At 58.6% G+C, this 16,307-nt stretch carries 10 protein-coding genes and 1 tRNA gene; 3 read left to right on the top strand and 8 right to left on the bottom strand.

The window, feature by feature from the left end; genetic code table 11:
- Positions 1 to 95 precede the first annotated feature (95 nt).
- A tRNA-Met gene (locus QD408_RS02550) sits at positions 96 to 172 on the top strand.
- Between the two features lie 46 nt (positions 173 to 218).
- On the opposite strand, the gene QD408_RS02545 is transcribed toward QD408_RS02550, so the two are convergent.
- The 7 genes from QD408_RS02545 to QD408_RS02515 form a co-directional block, all read right to left on the bottom strand.
- Entirely contained in the window at positions 219 to 3,599 is a 3,381-nt protein-coding gene (locus tag QD408_RS02545; protein ID WP_414138229.1) for a DEAD/DEAH box helicase, read from the bottom strand.
- Positions 3,600 to 3,724: 125 nt separating this feature from the next.
- Positions 3,725 to 5,377 (bottom strand): GNAT family N-acetyltransferase, encoded by a 1,653-nt coding sequence (locus QD408_RS02540; RefSeq protein WP_414138228.1) that lies wholly within the window; start codon positions 5,375 to 5,377, stop codon positions 3,725 to 3,727.
- A gap of 156 nt (positions 5,378 to 5,533) precedes the next feature.
- Positions 5,534 to 6,025: a hypothetical protein gene (locus QD408_RS02535; protein WP_414138227.1), complete on the bottom strand. Its 492-nt coding sequence runs from the start codon at positions 6,023 to 6,025 to the stop codon at positions 5,534 to 5,536.
- Between the two features lie 113 nt (positions 6,026 to 6,138).
- Positions 6,139 to 7,494: an HlyD family type I secretion periplasmic adaptor subunit gene (locus QD408_RS02530; RefSeq protein WP_414138226.1), complete on the bottom strand. Its 1,356-nt coding sequence runs from the start codon at positions 7,492 to 7,494 to the stop codon at positions 6,139 to 6,141.
- A complete protein-coding gene (locus QD408_RS02525) occupies positions 7,491 to 9,773 on the bottom strand; it encodes a type I secretion system permease/ATPase (protein ID WP_414138225.1) in 2,283 nt (760 codons plus the stop codon). The genes QD408_RS02530 and QD408_RS02525 overlap by 4 nt, the downstream gene beginning before the upstream one ends.
- A gap of 23 nt (positions 9,774 to 9,796) precedes the next feature.
- The gene (locus QD408_RS02520; protein WP_414138224.1) at positions 9,797 to 11,818 is read right to left on the bottom strand and encodes a hypothetical protein; all 2,022 of its coding nucleotides are present in this window, start codon (positions 11,816 to 11,818) and stop codon (positions 9,797 to 9,799) included.
- A gap of 143 nt (positions 11,819 to 11,961) precedes the next feature.
- Positions 11,962 to 12,876: a fibrinogen-binding protein gene (locus tag QD408_RS02515; protein ID WP_088683074.1), complete on the bottom strand. Its 915-nt coding sequence runs from the start codon at positions 12,874 to 12,876 to the stop codon at positions 11,962 to 11,964.
- An 825-nt stretch (positions 12,877 to 13,701) separates the two neighbouring features.
- Between QD408_RS02515 and QD408_RS02510 the strand changes: the two genes are divergently transcribed.
- A complete protein-coding gene (locus QD408_RS02510) occupies positions 13,702 to 14,487 on the top strand; it encodes a helix-turn-helix transcriptional regulator (RefSeq protein ID WP_088683075.1) in 786 nt (261 codons plus the stop codon).
- 89 nt (positions 14,488 to 14,576) lie between these two features.
- On the opposite strand, the gene QD408_RS02505 is transcribed toward QD408_RS02510, so the two are convergent.
- Complete coding sequence (locus tag QD408_RS02505; protein WP_414138238.1) at positions 14,577 to 14,897, bottom strand: hypothetical protein; 321 nt, start codon at positions 14,895 to 14,897, stop codon at positions 14,577 to 14,579.
- A gap of 387 nt (positions 14,898 to 15,284) precedes the next feature.
- Here QD408_RS02505 and QD408_RS02500 point away from each other — a divergent pair, with 387 nt between their 5' ends.
- Positions 15,285 to 16,307, top strand: coding sequence for a UDP-glucuronic acid decarboxylase family protein (locus QD408_RS02500; protein WP_088683077.1), 1,023 nt, complete (start codon positions 15,285 to 15,287; stop codon positions 16,305 to 16,307).

The following is a 16,307-nucleotide window of genomic DNA, read 5'->3' as shown; positions in this document are numbered from 1 at the left end:
GCCTAAGATTGATCCACTGGATCGATCTCTAACGGCCTCACCTCGTCAGGCTACGCCTGACAGCGCTCCCGGGCAGCACGTCCGGTATGAAATATCGCGGGGTGGAGCAGCCCGGTAGCTCGTCAGGCTCATAACCTGAAGGCCGCAGGTTCAAATCCTGCCCCCGCAACCAAGCAAATAGCCCGCCATCAAGGCGGGCTTTTTGATTCTAAAAGACATCACACAAACAAGTCCGCTTGCCTCAGAAACGTCGAGGCTGAAACCGTCGCCAAAGCGGCGGCTGTTTCCCTGAAATAGGGCAATCCTTCCCAAAGAGCTCGATCCCCAACCACATAAAAACGACGCTTGGCGCGCGTCAGGGCTACGTTCAACAGATTCGGCTTCGATGCAGCCCAGCTGGCGGCTCCCCTGTGGTCGGCATCGGCGCCGAGCACCATGAAAACGATGCTCTCCTCCTTGCCCTGGAAGGTATGCACAGTGCCGATACGTTCCTGCAGCCATTTCGACAGCTTCGGCGGGGAGTAGGCATGTCCGCCCGGATCGATCCATTCCGCGTGGGCGAGAGCTTGCTTCAGCCTGTTTTTGACTTCCTTGAACGGCGAGATGATGTAGAGATCGGGCAGCGTGCCGTCTCGGCCATAGGTGGCGGTAAGAAGATCGACGATGAAGTCGGTCTGTTCCGCAACGGCTTGTTTGCCCGATACCCTGCCCTTGATGTCGATCCAGGTGCTGTCGCCGTAAAACGGCGGCGCGTCGCCGGCCGGCCGGCGCTCTCTGAGCCCGAATACCATCTTGTCCTGATAGGCGATCCGGTTGGCGAGGCTGAACATCGGATCGATGCAGCGCCGGTGCACCCTGAGAGGGCTGCCGATCCAGAGCCCGTCCGCCTCTTCGCTTGGGATGGTCGTCCCATAGCGGTTGGCGGCATCGGCCAGCATCTGCACCGACGTCCTGTTCGGTGAATATTCTCCCTCCGCGGTGTGCGGCGAAAGGGCCGAGGCGGCGTTGATCAATGCGCTCGGAAGCGTGAACACTGGTTCGATCTGCTGGGGATCGCCGATCACCATGACCCGGCGCGCCCGCAACATTGCCCCGACTGCCGCCTGCGGCACGGTCTGGCCGGCCTCATCGATGAAAACCCACCCGATCGAGGCGGTTCCAAGACCATGGAACTGCCGGGCGAAGGACGCGAAGGTCGTCGAGACGATCGGGACGATCATGAAAAGGCTCTGCCAGATCAGCGCGACGTGCTCGCCGTCGGCAGGACTGTTGTTGGACAGCAATTTGGTGATGGCGACGATGTTTCCGCCAAAACCTCCGCCCTTCCTGCCGACATCGGCCAGCCATGCTTCATGCAGCGCCAACGCCGCTTCCAGCAAGGACGAGCGCAGACCACCCAGTTCGTCCTGATGCCATAGTCCATCGATCTGGAAGCGGTCCGTTTCAAGGTCGGCAAGACGTTCGGGTAAAACGGGATGGCCGAGGATCTCCCCGAGCCGGTCGAATTCGTTTCTGTTCTTGGACCAGGTTTCCCGTTGCGACCGCAGTGCCTGTTCGGCCCGCTTCCGTTCCCGCAAAGCTTTTTCCATCGCAGGGCGATGCGTGCCGGCGAGCCGATGTTCGCATTCCGCCAATGCCTTGCGCAGTTGCAGCTGTCTGCGCGCATTGGCAACGACATTCTGCCGATGCTGCCGCGCGACTTTGGTTGGCATCACTCTTTCCCACCATGAGGGAGCGCTGCGGTCGAGCAGCTGTTCTTCCTCTTTCTGATGAGACAGTTCTTCCTTGAAACCGAGCATTTCGGCCGCGGCTATGTCGTATCGCTCCTCAGCGTGCCGAAGGTCCGCCGCTGCTGCCTCGACAGCTTCAAGCGCCTCGCGGCAGAATGCATCTTGGGAAACGAAGGCGATTTTGCCGTAGAGATCGGCATAACGCACATATTGGCCGATCTTATCCCTCACCGCCCCGTCGGCGGCGCGAAATGTCACTGACGCTTCGGCGAAGGTCGGTCCTTCATAGCCCTTCAGCCATTCCCAGATGGTCTGCGGTTTGGCCGCACCGGACCAGCCGGGCTTCGGCCTGTCGGCGATTTCCATGAAGGCGAAACGTTCCTTGAAGGCCCTGCGGTTGCGGGAGTTGCCGAGCGCGCAGGCGATCAGCCCCCATGGGCGGTCCTCTTCGGAGAGCTTGATAACAGCTCCATTGTTCTTCTGGCAGGCGATCTTGTGGGCGACCGTCTGGAGATATTGGAATGAAGAGGTTTCCGCGATCGAGCTCCGCTTGGGCAGGTCGCGCGAGATATTCTCCACCGCCGCATTATTCGAGGAGGCGACGACCATTTCGAATCCTGAAAGGGCCGGGATCAGCGCTGATAGCGAAACCGTGCTCCGATCCGTGAAGATCGCACGGCGCGGCGGCCCGTCAAAGGCGTCGCGCGCCGTCTTCAACGAGGCGAGAACACGGGCGCGCCGAACGATATTGTCTGCGAACAGGTCGCGCAACAGCGTGGTCTTTCCCGTGCCCGGCGGGCCGTTGACGGAGAACAGCCCGGCTTCTCTGAGATCTCCGATCGCCGAATTGATGGCGAATTGCTGCATCAGGCTCATCGCATGGTGGGGTTCGCTGAGCCAGCGCCCACGGTTGAGGTTGCCGGGATGCAAGGCCCGAACGATCGTCCGGCGTCCATTCTCCGAATAGAGATCGATCCGCTTCTCATGCGCGAGTGGGCTGAGGTATCGTCTGAGCGGCTCCGGGATCTCGCTTTGCTTGATCGAGGTCATCGCCCGCTCGATATCCTCGATGAAGAAGCTGTTCAGGATGCCGATCTCGTCTTTAGCGTTTTCGCTTTCGTCCTCCTCGTCTTCGCCGTTCAGCGCATGGTTTTCCTGCGGCGCCGGCAAGGGGATGAGATCGGCTTTCTCCCGCTTGTCGCGATAGCGTATTTCAACGGCGGCGATGGGCTTTTCCTGTTGCGAGGCAAAGCCGGCCCAATCGCGGAGCAACTCATAAAGCGTCTGGATTTCGGCGGCATCGATCGGTTGATCGGCCGTATCTTCGGAAGATGCAGAGCTCAGATGCCGCTGTGCGCGAAAGTTTTGCAGCAATTCCGCGAGCCGCCGCTTGCTGTCGGCAAAAGCTTCGGAACTCAAAGAGGAAAGGCCGGACTTCCGCACGCGTCCGAGCGCCCAGGGAAGCGTGGAAACGGAGAAGGTTTCGAAAATCGGCTGTCCCAGCGGGTTGAGCTGCAGGCTGGCAAAGCAGGTATCGCCGTCGAGATCGCTGCGTTCGGCATCCTCATACTCGTTGATATCAGCCGCGGCGCCGTCGAAATACCGGCGGATATCTGCAATTTCGGATTTGCCGAAAACGCCGAGGAACAGCGTAAAGCCCGTGATCTGCTTTTCCTCGGGTATGACGGGATGGCTGAGTGCTACGCCGTCATCCTCCAATGTTTTGGCATGCAGCCAGAAAACGCTTCGTCCTTCATCAGGAACGACGCGGCTGGAGAGATCGTAAGGAATGAAGAACTCGATCTTGTGCCAGAAATCGAGAACGGCAAGAAGCCGTTCCCTTTCGGCGTCATCTGCATTGGTCTGCATGACTTCTCACTGAGGAGTTGCAAAATAGGCTCTTGCCTCTTTTAACAACGATCCCAGCTCAAAATCAAAGAGCATGCGGTTCTGCGTGAAACCGTCCGAACGCATTCCCCGAATGGCAAACCGCGTCAATGCAGGCGCGGCCGGCGCTTTTCACCGAGATGGCGCTCCCGGTTCCAGCGCTCGATGGTTTCCGGCGGGATGTCCGTCTTGTGCGGGGCCGGTTCGGTGACGGAGCGGATACGTTCGAGGGCGATACCCGCCTTGGCGGCATAGTCGAGTGCGGTGGGATCGTCAGAATGCACCTCGCAGATCGCCGCGAAGACCGCTTCCGCCTCAGTCAGACGTTTGCTGGCAGCAAGCGCGATGCCGCGCTTGTAATGCGCCTGGACGAGATGCGGCCCGATCTGGCCGATCTGCCGGAAAGTCTCCGCCGCCTGGTCGTATTGATGCAGGGCAAGCTGCGTGTCGCCAAGCCGCATCTGGATCGGGCTCGGATCGGAAGCTCGCTCGACCAGCGCCTTATAAGCCGTCAGCGCCTCCGTCAGCTTGCCTCGGTCGAACAGCAGGTTGGCGATCCCGAATTCCGCGCCGGTATGGCCCGGAGCCGATTGCAGCACTTGATTGAAAGCGATCTCGGCTTTGCCCTTGGCGCCGCTGCGATACATGTCGAGCGCCTGTTCGTAGACGAAACGAATGCTGCGCGGGTTGAGCGCCCCATGCAGATTGACGCCGCTGCGGGTGCGGAAGAGGGTGCAGCTGATCCGTCTTTCCTCGACGCCGAACATATATTTATAAGGTTCGTTTCCGCGCAGGAAATCATAGGTCTTGAAGCCGTCCTCGATCGCCCGCCGGATGCAGTAGCCATGCAGGATGAAACCGGGAGATGGCGTCTTCCAGCTTTCGTCGCGGCCGGTGATGTAAAAGAGGATGGCCTTCTTCTGCCGGTCGACGATATTCGCCAGCGCCCCGAGCGGCTGGTCGCCATGCCAGAGGACCGGCACGTCGAGATTGCCGCTGTTGAAACAGTCCATCAGCATTTCGCGCGTGGTGACGATCAGCCGTTCGGTTCGTTCCGCCCCCTTTCGCTCGCTCCATTTGATACGCCAGAGATTGAAGAGGATGTCGAGGTCGCGGTCGACGGTCTCAGCGGTCGCCATCGTGATCCGGTAGATATCGTCGCCTTCGACTTTGCGCAGGAAACGGCGGAGTTTCTGGCGCGTCTGGCTGCTCATGTGCTGTTCGAGATAGTCGTCGAAGCTCGCCGGCAGTGAAACGATAGGGCAGATCGTATTGTCGATATTCTCGCTGTTCTTGGGTGAACTGTCATGAAACATCACCTCCGGCCCCTGCAGCGCCTGGATCATCTTCTCGCGCCGGCCGGCGGGGCCGCTGAAATATTCGAGTTTCAGCTCCGTCCAGTTCTGATGTCTGAGAAACGAGGCAAAGCCGGCAATGGCATGGTGTTCGTAGTCCGGCTGGACGATGAAGCCGGTATAATCGGCCGAGAAATTCCCTGCCATCATGATCTCGTCGTAGAACAGCCCCGTCTTCTCGTTGAGATGAGTGATGAGCCGCAGCGGAAAGAAAGCGACATAGGGTGCTTCGGGATCGCGCTCGCGCAACGCGAGGATGAACCAGCGGCGCCGGCGCGAGAGATAATTCCTGAGCCAGGTCCAGGAGAGGAAATGCTGCGCATCGGGATCTGCCATGAAGACCTGATCCCAGTTGTCGTGTACCGCCTCCAACCCGGCAATGGTATCGATGATATCTATGCGCATGCTGCCCCCAATACCCCAAACGCCACTCGGGAAATTTCATTCTAGTGGGAAACATCGATCTTCAAATAAACCGTCCGGATGATTTGCAGCGCTTAAATAGGGCTATTCATTAGCCGGCACATAAATCGGAGGCCCCGCAGTCGCGCCTGCTGCCCTTCAGAGCTCTCCCGCTATCCGCGTGCTCGCATGTATGAAGGCCCAGAGCGCCCGGCTGATGGCGACGATTTCGGCGATCGACTTTTCCAGAAGCTCGAGCTCGCGCTCGTCCATCTGCTCGATCTTGCCGTAGCGGATCTCCTTGTCGTCCTCGACGAGCCGCATCAGCTGGGTGCTCGATATCTCTCCTCTCTCGTCGAACGAATAGATGCAGTGATTGTATTTGTTGCGCGTCTTGGATTCCTTCTTCAGCCGCGACATGGCTGAAAGGATTGCCTTGCGGTCGGCAGGAGAGGTCGAGGCGAGCTTGGCAAGCCTTTCGACGAGATCGATCCGAGCGCGCGTCGTGTTGAGGGTCAGGAACACGACGATGGCCGCCTCCTTCTCCACCCGGAGAAGATGGGCGATGATATATATCAGCAGGCTTTCGGTATTCGTCCAGACATAGTTCAGGCGGCCGACCCGCAACAGGACATCGGACATCGCCGCCATGCCAAACCTCTTTCTCCCCGCAGGGTGCGACCCATCCCAAGGGATGCAGGCCGTCATTATAGCAGAACCGCGGATGATCCGTCATATCGGCGGACCGCTCGGATGAAGAGCGATCAGCGCTCCTTGAAGGCGCGGGACATGCTGTCGGTGATCGGTTTGCTCAAATATTCGAAGAAGGTGCGCTCCGACGTCTGGATCAGCACTTCCGCCGGCATGCCGGGAACGGGATGGAAATTATGCACGCGCGCAATTTCGGAATCCGGTATTTCGACGCGCACGATATAGACGTCCTTGACCGAGAGGCCGGCATTCTCCTCGATCGAATCGGCCGAGACGTAGAAGACCCTACCCTCGAGAACCGGGGTCGTGCGCCGGTTGAGCGCCGTCAGACGGATCGAAGCCGTTTCCCCCTCGCGCAATTGATCGATGGAAGTGCGCAGCACCTGTGCTTCCAGGATCAGCGGCACATGCGCCGGCAAGATTTCCATGATCGGCTTGCCCGTCATAATGACGCCGCCGGCCGTGTGGAAATAGGAGCGCACCACCGTGCCCGATACCGGCGAGCGGATGACGGTGCGTTCAAGCACACCGGCGGCCTCGCGCATTTGCTCCCGCACGCTGTCCAGGTCGGATTCGGCGGTCTCGAGCGCATCGAGCGCCGCCTGCTTGTTCGAATTGACGGCGATGACGGCTTCCTGGCGGAATTTGGCGATTTCGGCTTCGCTCTCGTTGATCTCGCCGTTCAGCCGCGAAATGTCGCCCATCGCATCGGCGATCGCCCGCTCGATCGCCAGCAGATCCGTCTTGCGCATATAGCCGACCTTGACCAGCCGGGCCTTGGAATCGCGTTCCTCGGTCAGCAGCGCCAGCTGCCTTTCAAAGGATTCCCGCTGGCCCTTATAGCCGTCGAAGCGATATTCCAGCGACTTGATGTTCTTCTCGATCAGGTTCAACTGCTCTTCGAGCTTGATCTGCTTGCTGTGGAAGACGACGTTCTGGCTCTGGATGATCGCGTAGATATCGGGATCGCTCACTTCCTTGGTGACGATGTCGGGAATGTGGAATTGCTTGAGGCCCTGCGCTTCGGCGCGAAGCCGCGCGACGACGGCCTCGAGGCGCAGGCGGCGAAGCTGCAGCATCCGTTCGTTCGAGCGTGATGCCGTGGGATCGAGGGTCAGCAGGATATCGCCCTCCCTAACCGTGTCACCTTCGCTGACGCGCATCTCCTTGATGATGCCGCCTTCCAGATGCTGGACGATCTTGTTGTTGCCGGTCGCGACGAAGCTTCCCTGCGCGATGATCGCCGAGGCGAGCGGCGCGGTTGCGGCCCAGAAGCCGAACCCTCCGAAGGAGACGAAGAGCACCGTCAGGCCGACGATGCTGTGCAGACGGATCGAGCGCGGCACCTCGCTATACCATTCGATCTGCGAGGAGCCGGATGCCTCCTGTTTTTTCCCCATGTCGTTCATCCCTCGATGCGAGGCGGTTGTTGGCCGCCATTGGCGTTGTTCTTGGAAAGCGCCTGCAGCACCTCGATCCGCTCGCCGAACATGGCGACCGTGCCATCCTTGAGCACGAGGATCTTGTCGACGCATTGGAGCAGAGCGGGGCGCTGGGTGATCGTGACGGTGGTGATGCCCTGCTTCTTGGCGTGGATCAGCGCCTTGGCGAGCGCCGCCTCGCCCTGGGTATCGAGGTTCGAATTCGGCTCGTCGAGCACCACGAATTTGGGATTGCCGAAAAAGGCGCGCGCCAGCGCGATGCGCTGCTTCTGGCCGCCGGAAAGCGGAGCGCCGTCGGCCGCCACGACGGTTTCGTACCCTTGCGGGAAGCCGGCGATGAGCTCATGCACATCGGCGAGTACGGCAGCGTCATAGATCTGGTGATCCTCGACGTCGTCGCGCATGCGGCAGATATTGGCCTTGATCGTACCGGGAAAGAGCTGCACGTCCTGCGGCAGATAGCCGATGCTTTCGCCGAACTGGCGCTGGTCCCAGTTGCGCAGATCCATCAGGTCGAGGCGCACATTTCCCGATGTCGGAACGATGGAGCCGACGAGCATCTTGCCGAGCGTCGTCTTGCCCGAACCGGAATTGCCGATGATCGCAAGCGATTCTCCCTTTTTGAGCGAGAAGGAGATGCCGTTGAGAATGACCTTCTTCTGCGGCGGCGGCACGAACAGAATGCGTTCGACATCGAGCCGGCCTTCGGGATTGGGAAGGCGCAGGCGCGGGAAGTTCAACGGCGAGTTCAGGAGCAGGCTCTTGATCCTGGCATAGGCGGCTGCCGATTTGTTGAACTGGTGCCAGCCTTCGATGGCGCCTTCGATCGGCGCCAGCGCCCGTCCCGAAATGATCGAAGCCGCGATCACCATGCCGCCCGTCAGGTCGCCTGCGAGCGACAGATGGGCACCCCAGCCTAGGAGCGTCACCTGCGTGATCATGCGGCAGGCCTTCGAGATGCCTGAAAAGATGATGTTGCGGTCCTGCGCTTCGACTTGCGACTTCAGCGATCCCGCCGTTTCCCGGCCCCACATCTTCACGGCCTCGGGGATCATCGCCATGGCATTGATGATCTGCGAATTGCGCGACATGGAGTCGAGATGGAAATTCGCGCGGCTGAGATAGCCGTTGGATTCTGCGAATTGCCGGGCCGTGAATTTCTGGTTCAGGTAAGCGATGAGGAAAAGCACCGCGCAGCAGGCCATGATGATGATGCCGAGATGCGGATGGACGAAATAGACGACCACCACGAAGAACGGCATCAGCGGCGCGTCGAGAAATGCGATCAGCGTGCCCGACGTCAGGAAACCGCGTAGGAGCTGCAGGTCCTGCAGCGTCTGATAATCCTTGCCGCTGCCATGGAGCGATGCCCTCGCCGCGGCGCTGAGGATCGGCGCGCCGAGCTGCACTTCGAGCTCAACCGCGGTGCGCATCAGAATGAAGCGCCGCACCGAATCCATGAAAGCCTGCAGCAGCACGGCGCCGAGCACGGCGACCGAGAGCATGACGAGCGTGTCGATCGACCGGCTAGTCAGCACCCGGTCGGATATCTGGAAGAGATAAAGCGGGATCGCCAGGAGGAGGACGTTGATCGCGATCGTGAACACCATCACGATCGCCATGTTCCTTCGTACCGCCGCAATCCCGCGGGCGAGGCTGGCGGCGAAATTCACAGGCTCGCTGCGCTTGTGAAAACCGCCGCCACTGCCGCCCCCGCCGAGATCGGTATCCTTACTATTTCCGCCGCCCCCCGCCCGGACGCGTCGGTCGTTCTCGATGACCGGGCCGCTCTCGCCGTCTATGGTCTTGCCGAACGGCATTGTCGGGCTCGATTTGAGCTCGGTCCTTTCCTTCGGACATTCGGGGGCCGCCCTCGCCTCGGTCTGTGGCTGGACAGGCGCTTCCGCCGGCTTTGTAGTCGCCGGGCTCTCCATTGCCGGGGCAGGACGCGCCGTTTCCACATTCGAAGCTGCCGGCGCCACCGTCTTTTGCGGGAGTGGGACCTCTATCGTGACTGCGTCTTCGGGATCGCTCTCGCGTGCCGCAATTTCGACCGTTCCCTTGGTGCGCCCAGCCTGCGACGTGCCGGCGCCGCTCATCCTGCGGAGATTCTCGACCGCCTCGTCGATCGCGGAAATGCAAAGATTAGCCGTCGCCTTGTCCGACGGGGCAGCGGAGGGAATAGTGCCGGACCTAAGATCCAGCGCGCTGCCCGTCGCAAAGATTTGTTTCGAAATCTGATTCATAGTCATTCCTCAATACTTTAAGGTCAGGCGACCATGGCCTGCATGACGTCGGCCGGGTGCGCCGACGACCATGAGAGATCATTCCCCGCATTGATCACGGCATCGTCGGAGCTCGACGGATCGTCGTCGTCGAGGAAGGCGATGACTTCGTTGGCGAGCCTGTCGTTGAGCGGCTCCGGCTGTGTCGTGTCATGCTCCACCAGCCCGCCCTGAATGAGGATGGCGTCCGAGTACAGCTGGCCGGCGAGATAAGTCGTCTGGCCGAAACTGTCGTAGTCGATGATCTCGGCGATGTTGACGAGCGCGTTGCTGCCTGTGTCGATCGTAACCGTTGCACCGGGATTGCTGTCGAGGAGTGTCGAGGCGGCCTGGATCACATCGTCGGAATCGCCGAGGATGCTGACCTGCTTGATGATGGTCATGTCATAGAGATTGCCGGTGATGTAGAGCACGTTGAGACCGGCATATCCCTGGAAATTGGCGTTGAACGACAAGCCTTCCGGCATATTCGGATCGCGATCCTCGATCGCCTTCTGCGTCTCGAACATGTAGTCGGGCATGACCTCGAACGGCGCCCCGGTCCCGACATTGTGGATCGAGGCGAAATTCCAGATCAGGTTGTTGCCGGTCTGTATGTCGGCGCCGGGATCGAGATCGTCCTCAGCCCGCACCCAGTCATTGTCGTAGAGCAGCGAGATCTGCGTGATGCTGTTGATATCGAGCACATTGCCGCCGATGATCACCAGATCATATTGCAAGCCCATCTGGAAAAAGGAGGAGAAGTTGATCGCGGTATTGCCGCCCGTCAGAACCGTGGCTTCGGACCCGGAGGTGGTCACCGTCATCGTATCGTTGTCTGTGATGAACTGATATTGCTCGATCCACTGCACGAAGGAGACGTCGCCGTCGATGACGTTGACGCGCCAGCTGTTCGGGAAGGTCGGATCGGCAGGATCGGGCTCGGCATGGCTCGATGGTTCGAAGGTGCTTTGCTCGAAGATGGCGATATTCTTGGCGATCGTTCCCGCTTCCTCGGCCGAATGGCTGGATGAGCGCAGAGCCGCGTCGATTTCGTCATTGTCGCTGTAGACGAAGGCTTGGGAGACCGCGTCGATCTGGTGGTAGTTGCCCATCACGGCGGAGACCGAAGCGATGACGCCGGTATGGATCACCGCGGCGACATTGACGACGACATTCGCGCCCGCAGTCACATCGAGGCTGTTGCCGGCGGGCTCGTCCCGTTCGACCGATGAATTGCTGTCGTCGGGCTCCTCCGGGAGCTTGGCAAGGCCGCGGTCGGGCAGGAAGTCGTCGAGGATAGGTATTTCGGCCTCGATCTTGCCGTTGACGTAGGGGCCGCCGTTGACGATGGGATCGACGGTGACGAAATCATGCGTGTCGTCGGTGCCGAGCGAGGTCGCCCCGCTATCCCTGGCATTCTGGATATAATTCTGGAGATCTTCGGCGATCTTCAGGGCGCCGTCATAGGTATCGGTTCGGTGGAGGCTCGAAAAAGGCGTAAAAATCTCGGCCTTGCTGCTGAAATCCGCGAGCCGCTCGATGACGAAACTCGTGTCCCGCGCGGCATGGAGGCCGTCCGTCATGTCGAGATAGTCGTCGTCATAGAGAACGTTGACCTGCAGGACGTGACTGATCGACGAACCAGGCCCGGCATAGACCGTCAGCTCCGGCTCATCCGACAGCTCGACATCCGTAAACGAGCCGAAATGCGGTAGCGGAATGTCCTTTGCCGCAATCGCCGCCAGCTTCTCCAGGCTCTCTTCGAAAACGCGGCCCAAATGGCGCGCCGGACCAAAGTCCATATCGTAGCTGCCGCTTTTGTATATAATACCGGGATCGTAGTCCTTGAGCTGCAGAACGGAAGAGAAGGCGGTGCTGAAGCCCTCCTGATCAGGCAGCACAGGTCCATCGTCGAGCGGGCCTTGTCCGTCGGCATATTTGGTGCGCGCCCTCATCTCATCGAAGGTCATCTCGAAGAGACCGATGAAGTGTGCGACAATTTCCGAAATCTTCTCGACATGCATGGTTCGGCCCTCCCACTCGAAATGACGATCGGCCTTGAGCGCCTCCTCGCGGGAGCTGCGGTGTGGTCGTCAAAACGTTTTCAAGCAGTCAAGCTGCACCGGCCGGAGCCGGTGCAGCTGGTCTTGGTCATTGGAGGTCGGTGTCAGGTGCCGGTATCCTCGCCGACGTCGGAGACATGAGAATTGCCGCCGATGACGCTGGAGTCGACCGTGTTGCTGAGCAGGTTCGCGCCCTGAACGAGCTCGAGATGGAAGCCGGAATTGGCAAGGATCGCCGAAGCGTCGGCCGTGCTCGAGCCGGAGGCATCGTCGCCGGCCTTGAGATCCCAGCCCCTGCCGTCCATCTCCATGCCTTCTGCGCTGTCGGCGGTGCCGCCATTGGAATTCAGGTGGTTCTGAGCTCCTTCGTTCTCCATCTTGATGTTCCAGGCGCTGTCCTGGTCAGCCAGATGGTTTGCCTGCACGGCGCTGAAGCCGCTGTCGTTGCCTTCGCCGCCCAGCGAATTGTTGAGGATGCTGTCGACATCAAGGGTGAAGGAGAAATCGTCGCCGAGGTTGAAGGTGAGGTCATGCCCGGCAACGCCGAGGTTGTCGAAGTCCTTGACGTCTTCGATGACGGCGAAGTCCGTGTCCGTCTTGTTGAAGCTGTCGGACGTGTTGTAGCTGTCGGTGACCGTCTTGGTGTCCGTATCCGTGATGGTCTTGGTATCGGTATCCGTAATGGTCTTGGTATCGGTGTCCGTGATCGTCTTCGTGTCGGTATCGGTGATGGTCTTCGTGTCGGTGTCGGTAATCGTCTTGGTGTCGTTGTCGCTGTACGACTTGCTGTCGTAGCTCCAGTCGTAATCGTTGTCGCGGTTGTCGCCGTTGTTGGCGGAGACATCGAGGTCGGCGTTGACGTCCACGTCGACGCTGTTGTCCTGGTTGTCGCGGTTATCGCCATTGGCAACGCCGACATAGCCGGTGGAGCCGTCGTCGACTTCCGTTGAATTGACTGCGCTGTTTGCAAAGCCGTCGGCAAGCGCCCCGACCTTCTTGATTTCGATGTCGTCAGACATTGCACTTCTCCAGAAAAACCGGAGCAGCTTTTCGAAATCCCTCTCATCTCAAATGGGATTTTACTCGCGCTTGCTCCGATACGGTTAAAATCGGCAGATGGATTCGATACTAATCATCTGCGGTTTCATCGCGATTTGCCGATAAAATCGGCATTGGGAACGTACGCACACAGTACAAGACCGCACATATCCAGTCCCATATCCAAGAGTGGATATGGAATTTTCATGCTTACTTTTTCTTGACTTCCCTCAGAGGAGGCCCTGTATCACGAAAGACATGACGATACCTGGCTTTCCCATGCCGCCATTTGGCTGACGATCACAGATTGCTGTAAAAATTTTTGAGCCGATAGATATCAATTCGGGTGAAGCTGGGTTGCAGCAGCAAAATAATCCCACCGCCAAGTAGATTCCGCAGAGGTCTTCAGACTTGTGCGGTGAAGGAAACTGCGGGTTACCTCTGTCGCTATCGGGACGTGCAACTATCTCGACGGCTTTTCTGTGATGAATCCAAGTATCTCCGCGCATGACCGATTCATGACAAACTGTAATGAAATATTACGCTTCGTGAGTTGCCTATAGTGGGACAGGCAGTACCGCTGAAGTACTCACTCCAGTAAAAATACAACCAAGATGTTGTAAATCGTGGTTTTCACTCCCTAAAACTAATTACTTTGGGCCATTTCCTTCCTTCTAAATCCGTATTAACATAATTAAGAAATGTCTAAAAAATAACGCGGTGACATCAGGGGCCGGCATTTCACAATATCCAGTACCCGCCATCGCTGAACGTCTTAGTAAAGTGTAACGCTAGGGGAGGCGTATATGTTCATGACAGGCTCAGGAATGGAGAATGCGGACCAGGGCCGAAAGTTGGGAACCTCCGCAAATACTATCATGGTGGTGGCCAGAGCAGATCTGTTTTCAGAATGCATGGTGGAAGCACTTGCAAAGAAATTTGCAAACTGTGAAGTGGCAAGTATAACGAGCACAAGGCCGATGCTGGAGAAAGATACCAGCGATATGAAGCTCGTTTTATTCTATCATATACCCGGTCCGGAGCTCCATGAAGCGCTGCAGGCCGTCCGCGAAAATCACCCGGAAACATCGATCGGTCTCGTCGTCGAAGCAATCGATATGCTGGAACCCTATGTCAGCCGGCTGGTTGAAGCAAGGATCATCGACGGCGTTCTGCCGCTCAACCTGCGGCTCGACGTGTTCATGGCCGCGGTGGATCTGCTGATGAAGGGTGGCGAGCATTTTCCATCGGCGCTTCTCAATCGCCTTGCCAACAAGAACGCCCAGCTCGAGCCTTCTCTCTATCAGACGAAGTCGGTCGATGCGGCGCGCAACAACGCGCTCAAGCTGCGACGCGACAGCATCTCCTCATTGACGACCAGGGAGGTTCAGATCCTGGACCTCATCTGCAAGGGGACGCAGAACAAGATCATCGCCGACAAGCTGCATCTTTCCGAAAACACCGTGAAGGTTCACGTCCGCAACATCTATAAGAAGATGAACGTCCGCAACCGCACGGAAGCGGCTTCCCGCTTTTTCAACGAGCATCCCGTCGGCGAAGACGACATGTCGGGCGCTCGCTGGCGCAACTGACGCAATGCCCTGCGGCGGCGCGCCTTCTTCAGAGGCGCAAAGGAATGATTCCTTAGATCGAAGTCGATTTGAGGAATCCTGTAGCAGGCTCAGGTCGAGGGACGCGCAAAGCAGCGCGACTTTTGTCCAAAGCCGCTCGGAGAACAGATATAGGGCGCAGAGCCGTGATAGCTTACGACGCCGACCGTTGCCGCAGCCGGACGATCGGCGCGGCTGGCGGGATAGGCGTAGGCCTTCGTAACGCGCGGCGCTTCGGCCACCACGATCTTCTTTTTCGCGATCACGGCGACATCGTCGTCAACGGCCGAGCATGACATCGGCCCGAGCGCGAGAAGCACTGTTCCCCATACGCACACGGCCAAGCGGAGGCGCCGGCCCTTCAGTCGCGTGTCATCTTGATTTTTCAACATACAGAACCCCTCGCACATGGCGTTTCCGGATGCAAGACCGGGGCGCCCCGTCCAGCGCGGCCGACCCTCTCCTCACCTTCGTATATTAGCTTCGTTGAGTGAAGCTGGAGATGAGGACAGAAGGTCTTATAGCAGAAGATCGTTCGGAATGATTAATCATTTGTTACTTTAAAGAATAGTTACGTAATTACTTTGGGTATTTGTAATTTTTAAAGTTGACCGCGGTAACAAACGTCTTATCATTTTAATAGTAAATCAGTTGTGCGAAGAATAACTCAAAAGTTATTCATGCTTTGGGTAGTCGGTAAAATGAATATCCAGGGCGGATAAAGGGGAATTGAGCGCATAACTAAATCAAAAAGACTAATATATGGGAAGGGGTTTGTAATGCGTAGTTTCGTTCCCAGCGAGGGTCATTCTGAAATATCGAGAGTACCGGTGCGTCAGGGGGTACGTACGGTCCTCGTGAATGGCGGGGCCGGCTTCCTCGGTTCCCATCTCTGCGAGAGGCTCCTGCAGCGCGGTCACCGCGTCATATGCCTCGACAATTTTTCCACTGGCCGCCGTTCGAATGTCGATCACCTTCTGTCGAACGCCCGCTTCCACATCGTCGATCACGATGTTCGCCAGCCCTTCGATATCGAAGCATCGCTCATCTTCAACTTCGCTTCTCCTGCTTCTCCACCCGATTATCAGCGGGACCCCGTGGGAACGCTGCTGACCAATGTGCTCGGCGCCGTCAACACCTTGGATTGCGCGCGAAAGTCCGGCGCGACCGTCGTTCAGTCGTCGACCTCCGAGGTCTACGGCGACCCGAACCAGAGTCCCCAGCGCGAATCCTATTGCGGCAATGTCAACCAGATCGGGCCGCGCGGCTGCTACGACGAAGGCAAGCGCAGCGCCGAAACCCTGTTCTTCGATTATCACAGGACTTATGGCGTCGACATCAAGGTCGGCCGCATCTTCAACACCTATGGGCCGCGCATGCGTCAGGACGACGGCCGGGTGGTCTCCAACTTCATCGTCCAGGCCCTGCGCAATGCCGACCTGACGATCTATGGCGATGGCGAGCAGACCCGTTCTTTCTGCTATGTCGACGACCTCATCGAGGGTTTCCTCCGGTTTTCGGCCGCCGGCAGCGCATGCATCGGCCCGATCAACCTCGGAAACCCGCTCGAGATCACTGTTCGCCGGCTGGCGGAAATCATCCTGGATCTGACGAACTCGCGCTCCAGGATCGTCCACCTGCCCAGGGTCATCGACGACCCTCGCCAGCGGCGGCCGGATATTTCCCGAGCCATGACCGAGCTGGACTGGCAGCCCCGCGTCGGTCTCGAAATCGGCCTGGCGCGCACCGTCGACTATTTCGACGGGTTGCTTGCCAGTGAAGAGAAGGCGGAGGCGATATGA

The sequence above is a fragment of the Rhizobium sp. BR 249 genome, from assembly GCF_047445895.1.
Classification (GTDB): domain Bacteria; phylum Pseudomonadota; class Alphaproteobacteria; order Rhizobiales; family Rhizobiaceae; genus Rhizobium.
Note: the sequence above shows the minus strand (reverse complement) of the source record. Positions and strands in the feature narration are given on the sequence as shown.

Coding starts and splice junctions, on each gene's coding strand:
- QD408_RS02515 (WP_088683074.1), bottom strand. CDS start 12,876: ATGTCTGACGACATCGAAATCAAGAAGGTCGGGGCGCTTGCCGACGGC.
- QD408_RS02520 (WP_414138224.1), bottom strand. CDS start 11,818: ATGCATGTCGAGAAGATTTCGGAAATTGTCGCACACTTCATCGGTCTC.
- QD408_RS02500 (WP_088683077.1), top strand. CDS start 15,285: ATGCGTAGTTTCGTTCCCAGCGAGGGTCATTCTGAAATATCGAGAGTA.
- QD408_RS02540 (WP_414138228.1), bottom strand. CDS start 5,377: ATGCGCATAGATATCATCGATACCATTGCCGGGTTGGAGGCGGTACAC.
- QD408_RS02510 (WP_088683075.1), top strand. CDS start 13,702: ATGTTCATGACAGGCTCAGGAATGGAGAATGCGGACCAGGGCCGAAAG.
- QD408_RS02530 (WP_414138226.1), bottom strand. CDS start 7,494: ATGAACGACATGGGGAAAAAACAGGAGGCATCCGGCTCCTCGCAGATC.
- QD408_RS02505 (WP_414138238.1), bottom strand. CDS start 14,897: ATGTTGAAAAATCAAGATGACACGCGACTGAAGGGCCGGCGCCTCCGC.
- QD408_RS02545 (WP_414138229.1), bottom strand. CDS start 3,599: ATGCAGACCAATGCAGATGACGCCGAAAGGGAACGGCTTCTTGCCGTT.
- QD408_RS02535 (WP_414138227.1), bottom strand. CDS start 6,025: ATGGCGGCGATGTCCGATGTCCTGTTGCGGGTCGGCCGCCTGAACTAT.
- QD408_RS02525 (WP_414138225.1), bottom strand. CDS start 9,773: ATGAATCAGATTTCGAAACAAATCTTTGCGACGGGCAGCGCGCTGGAT.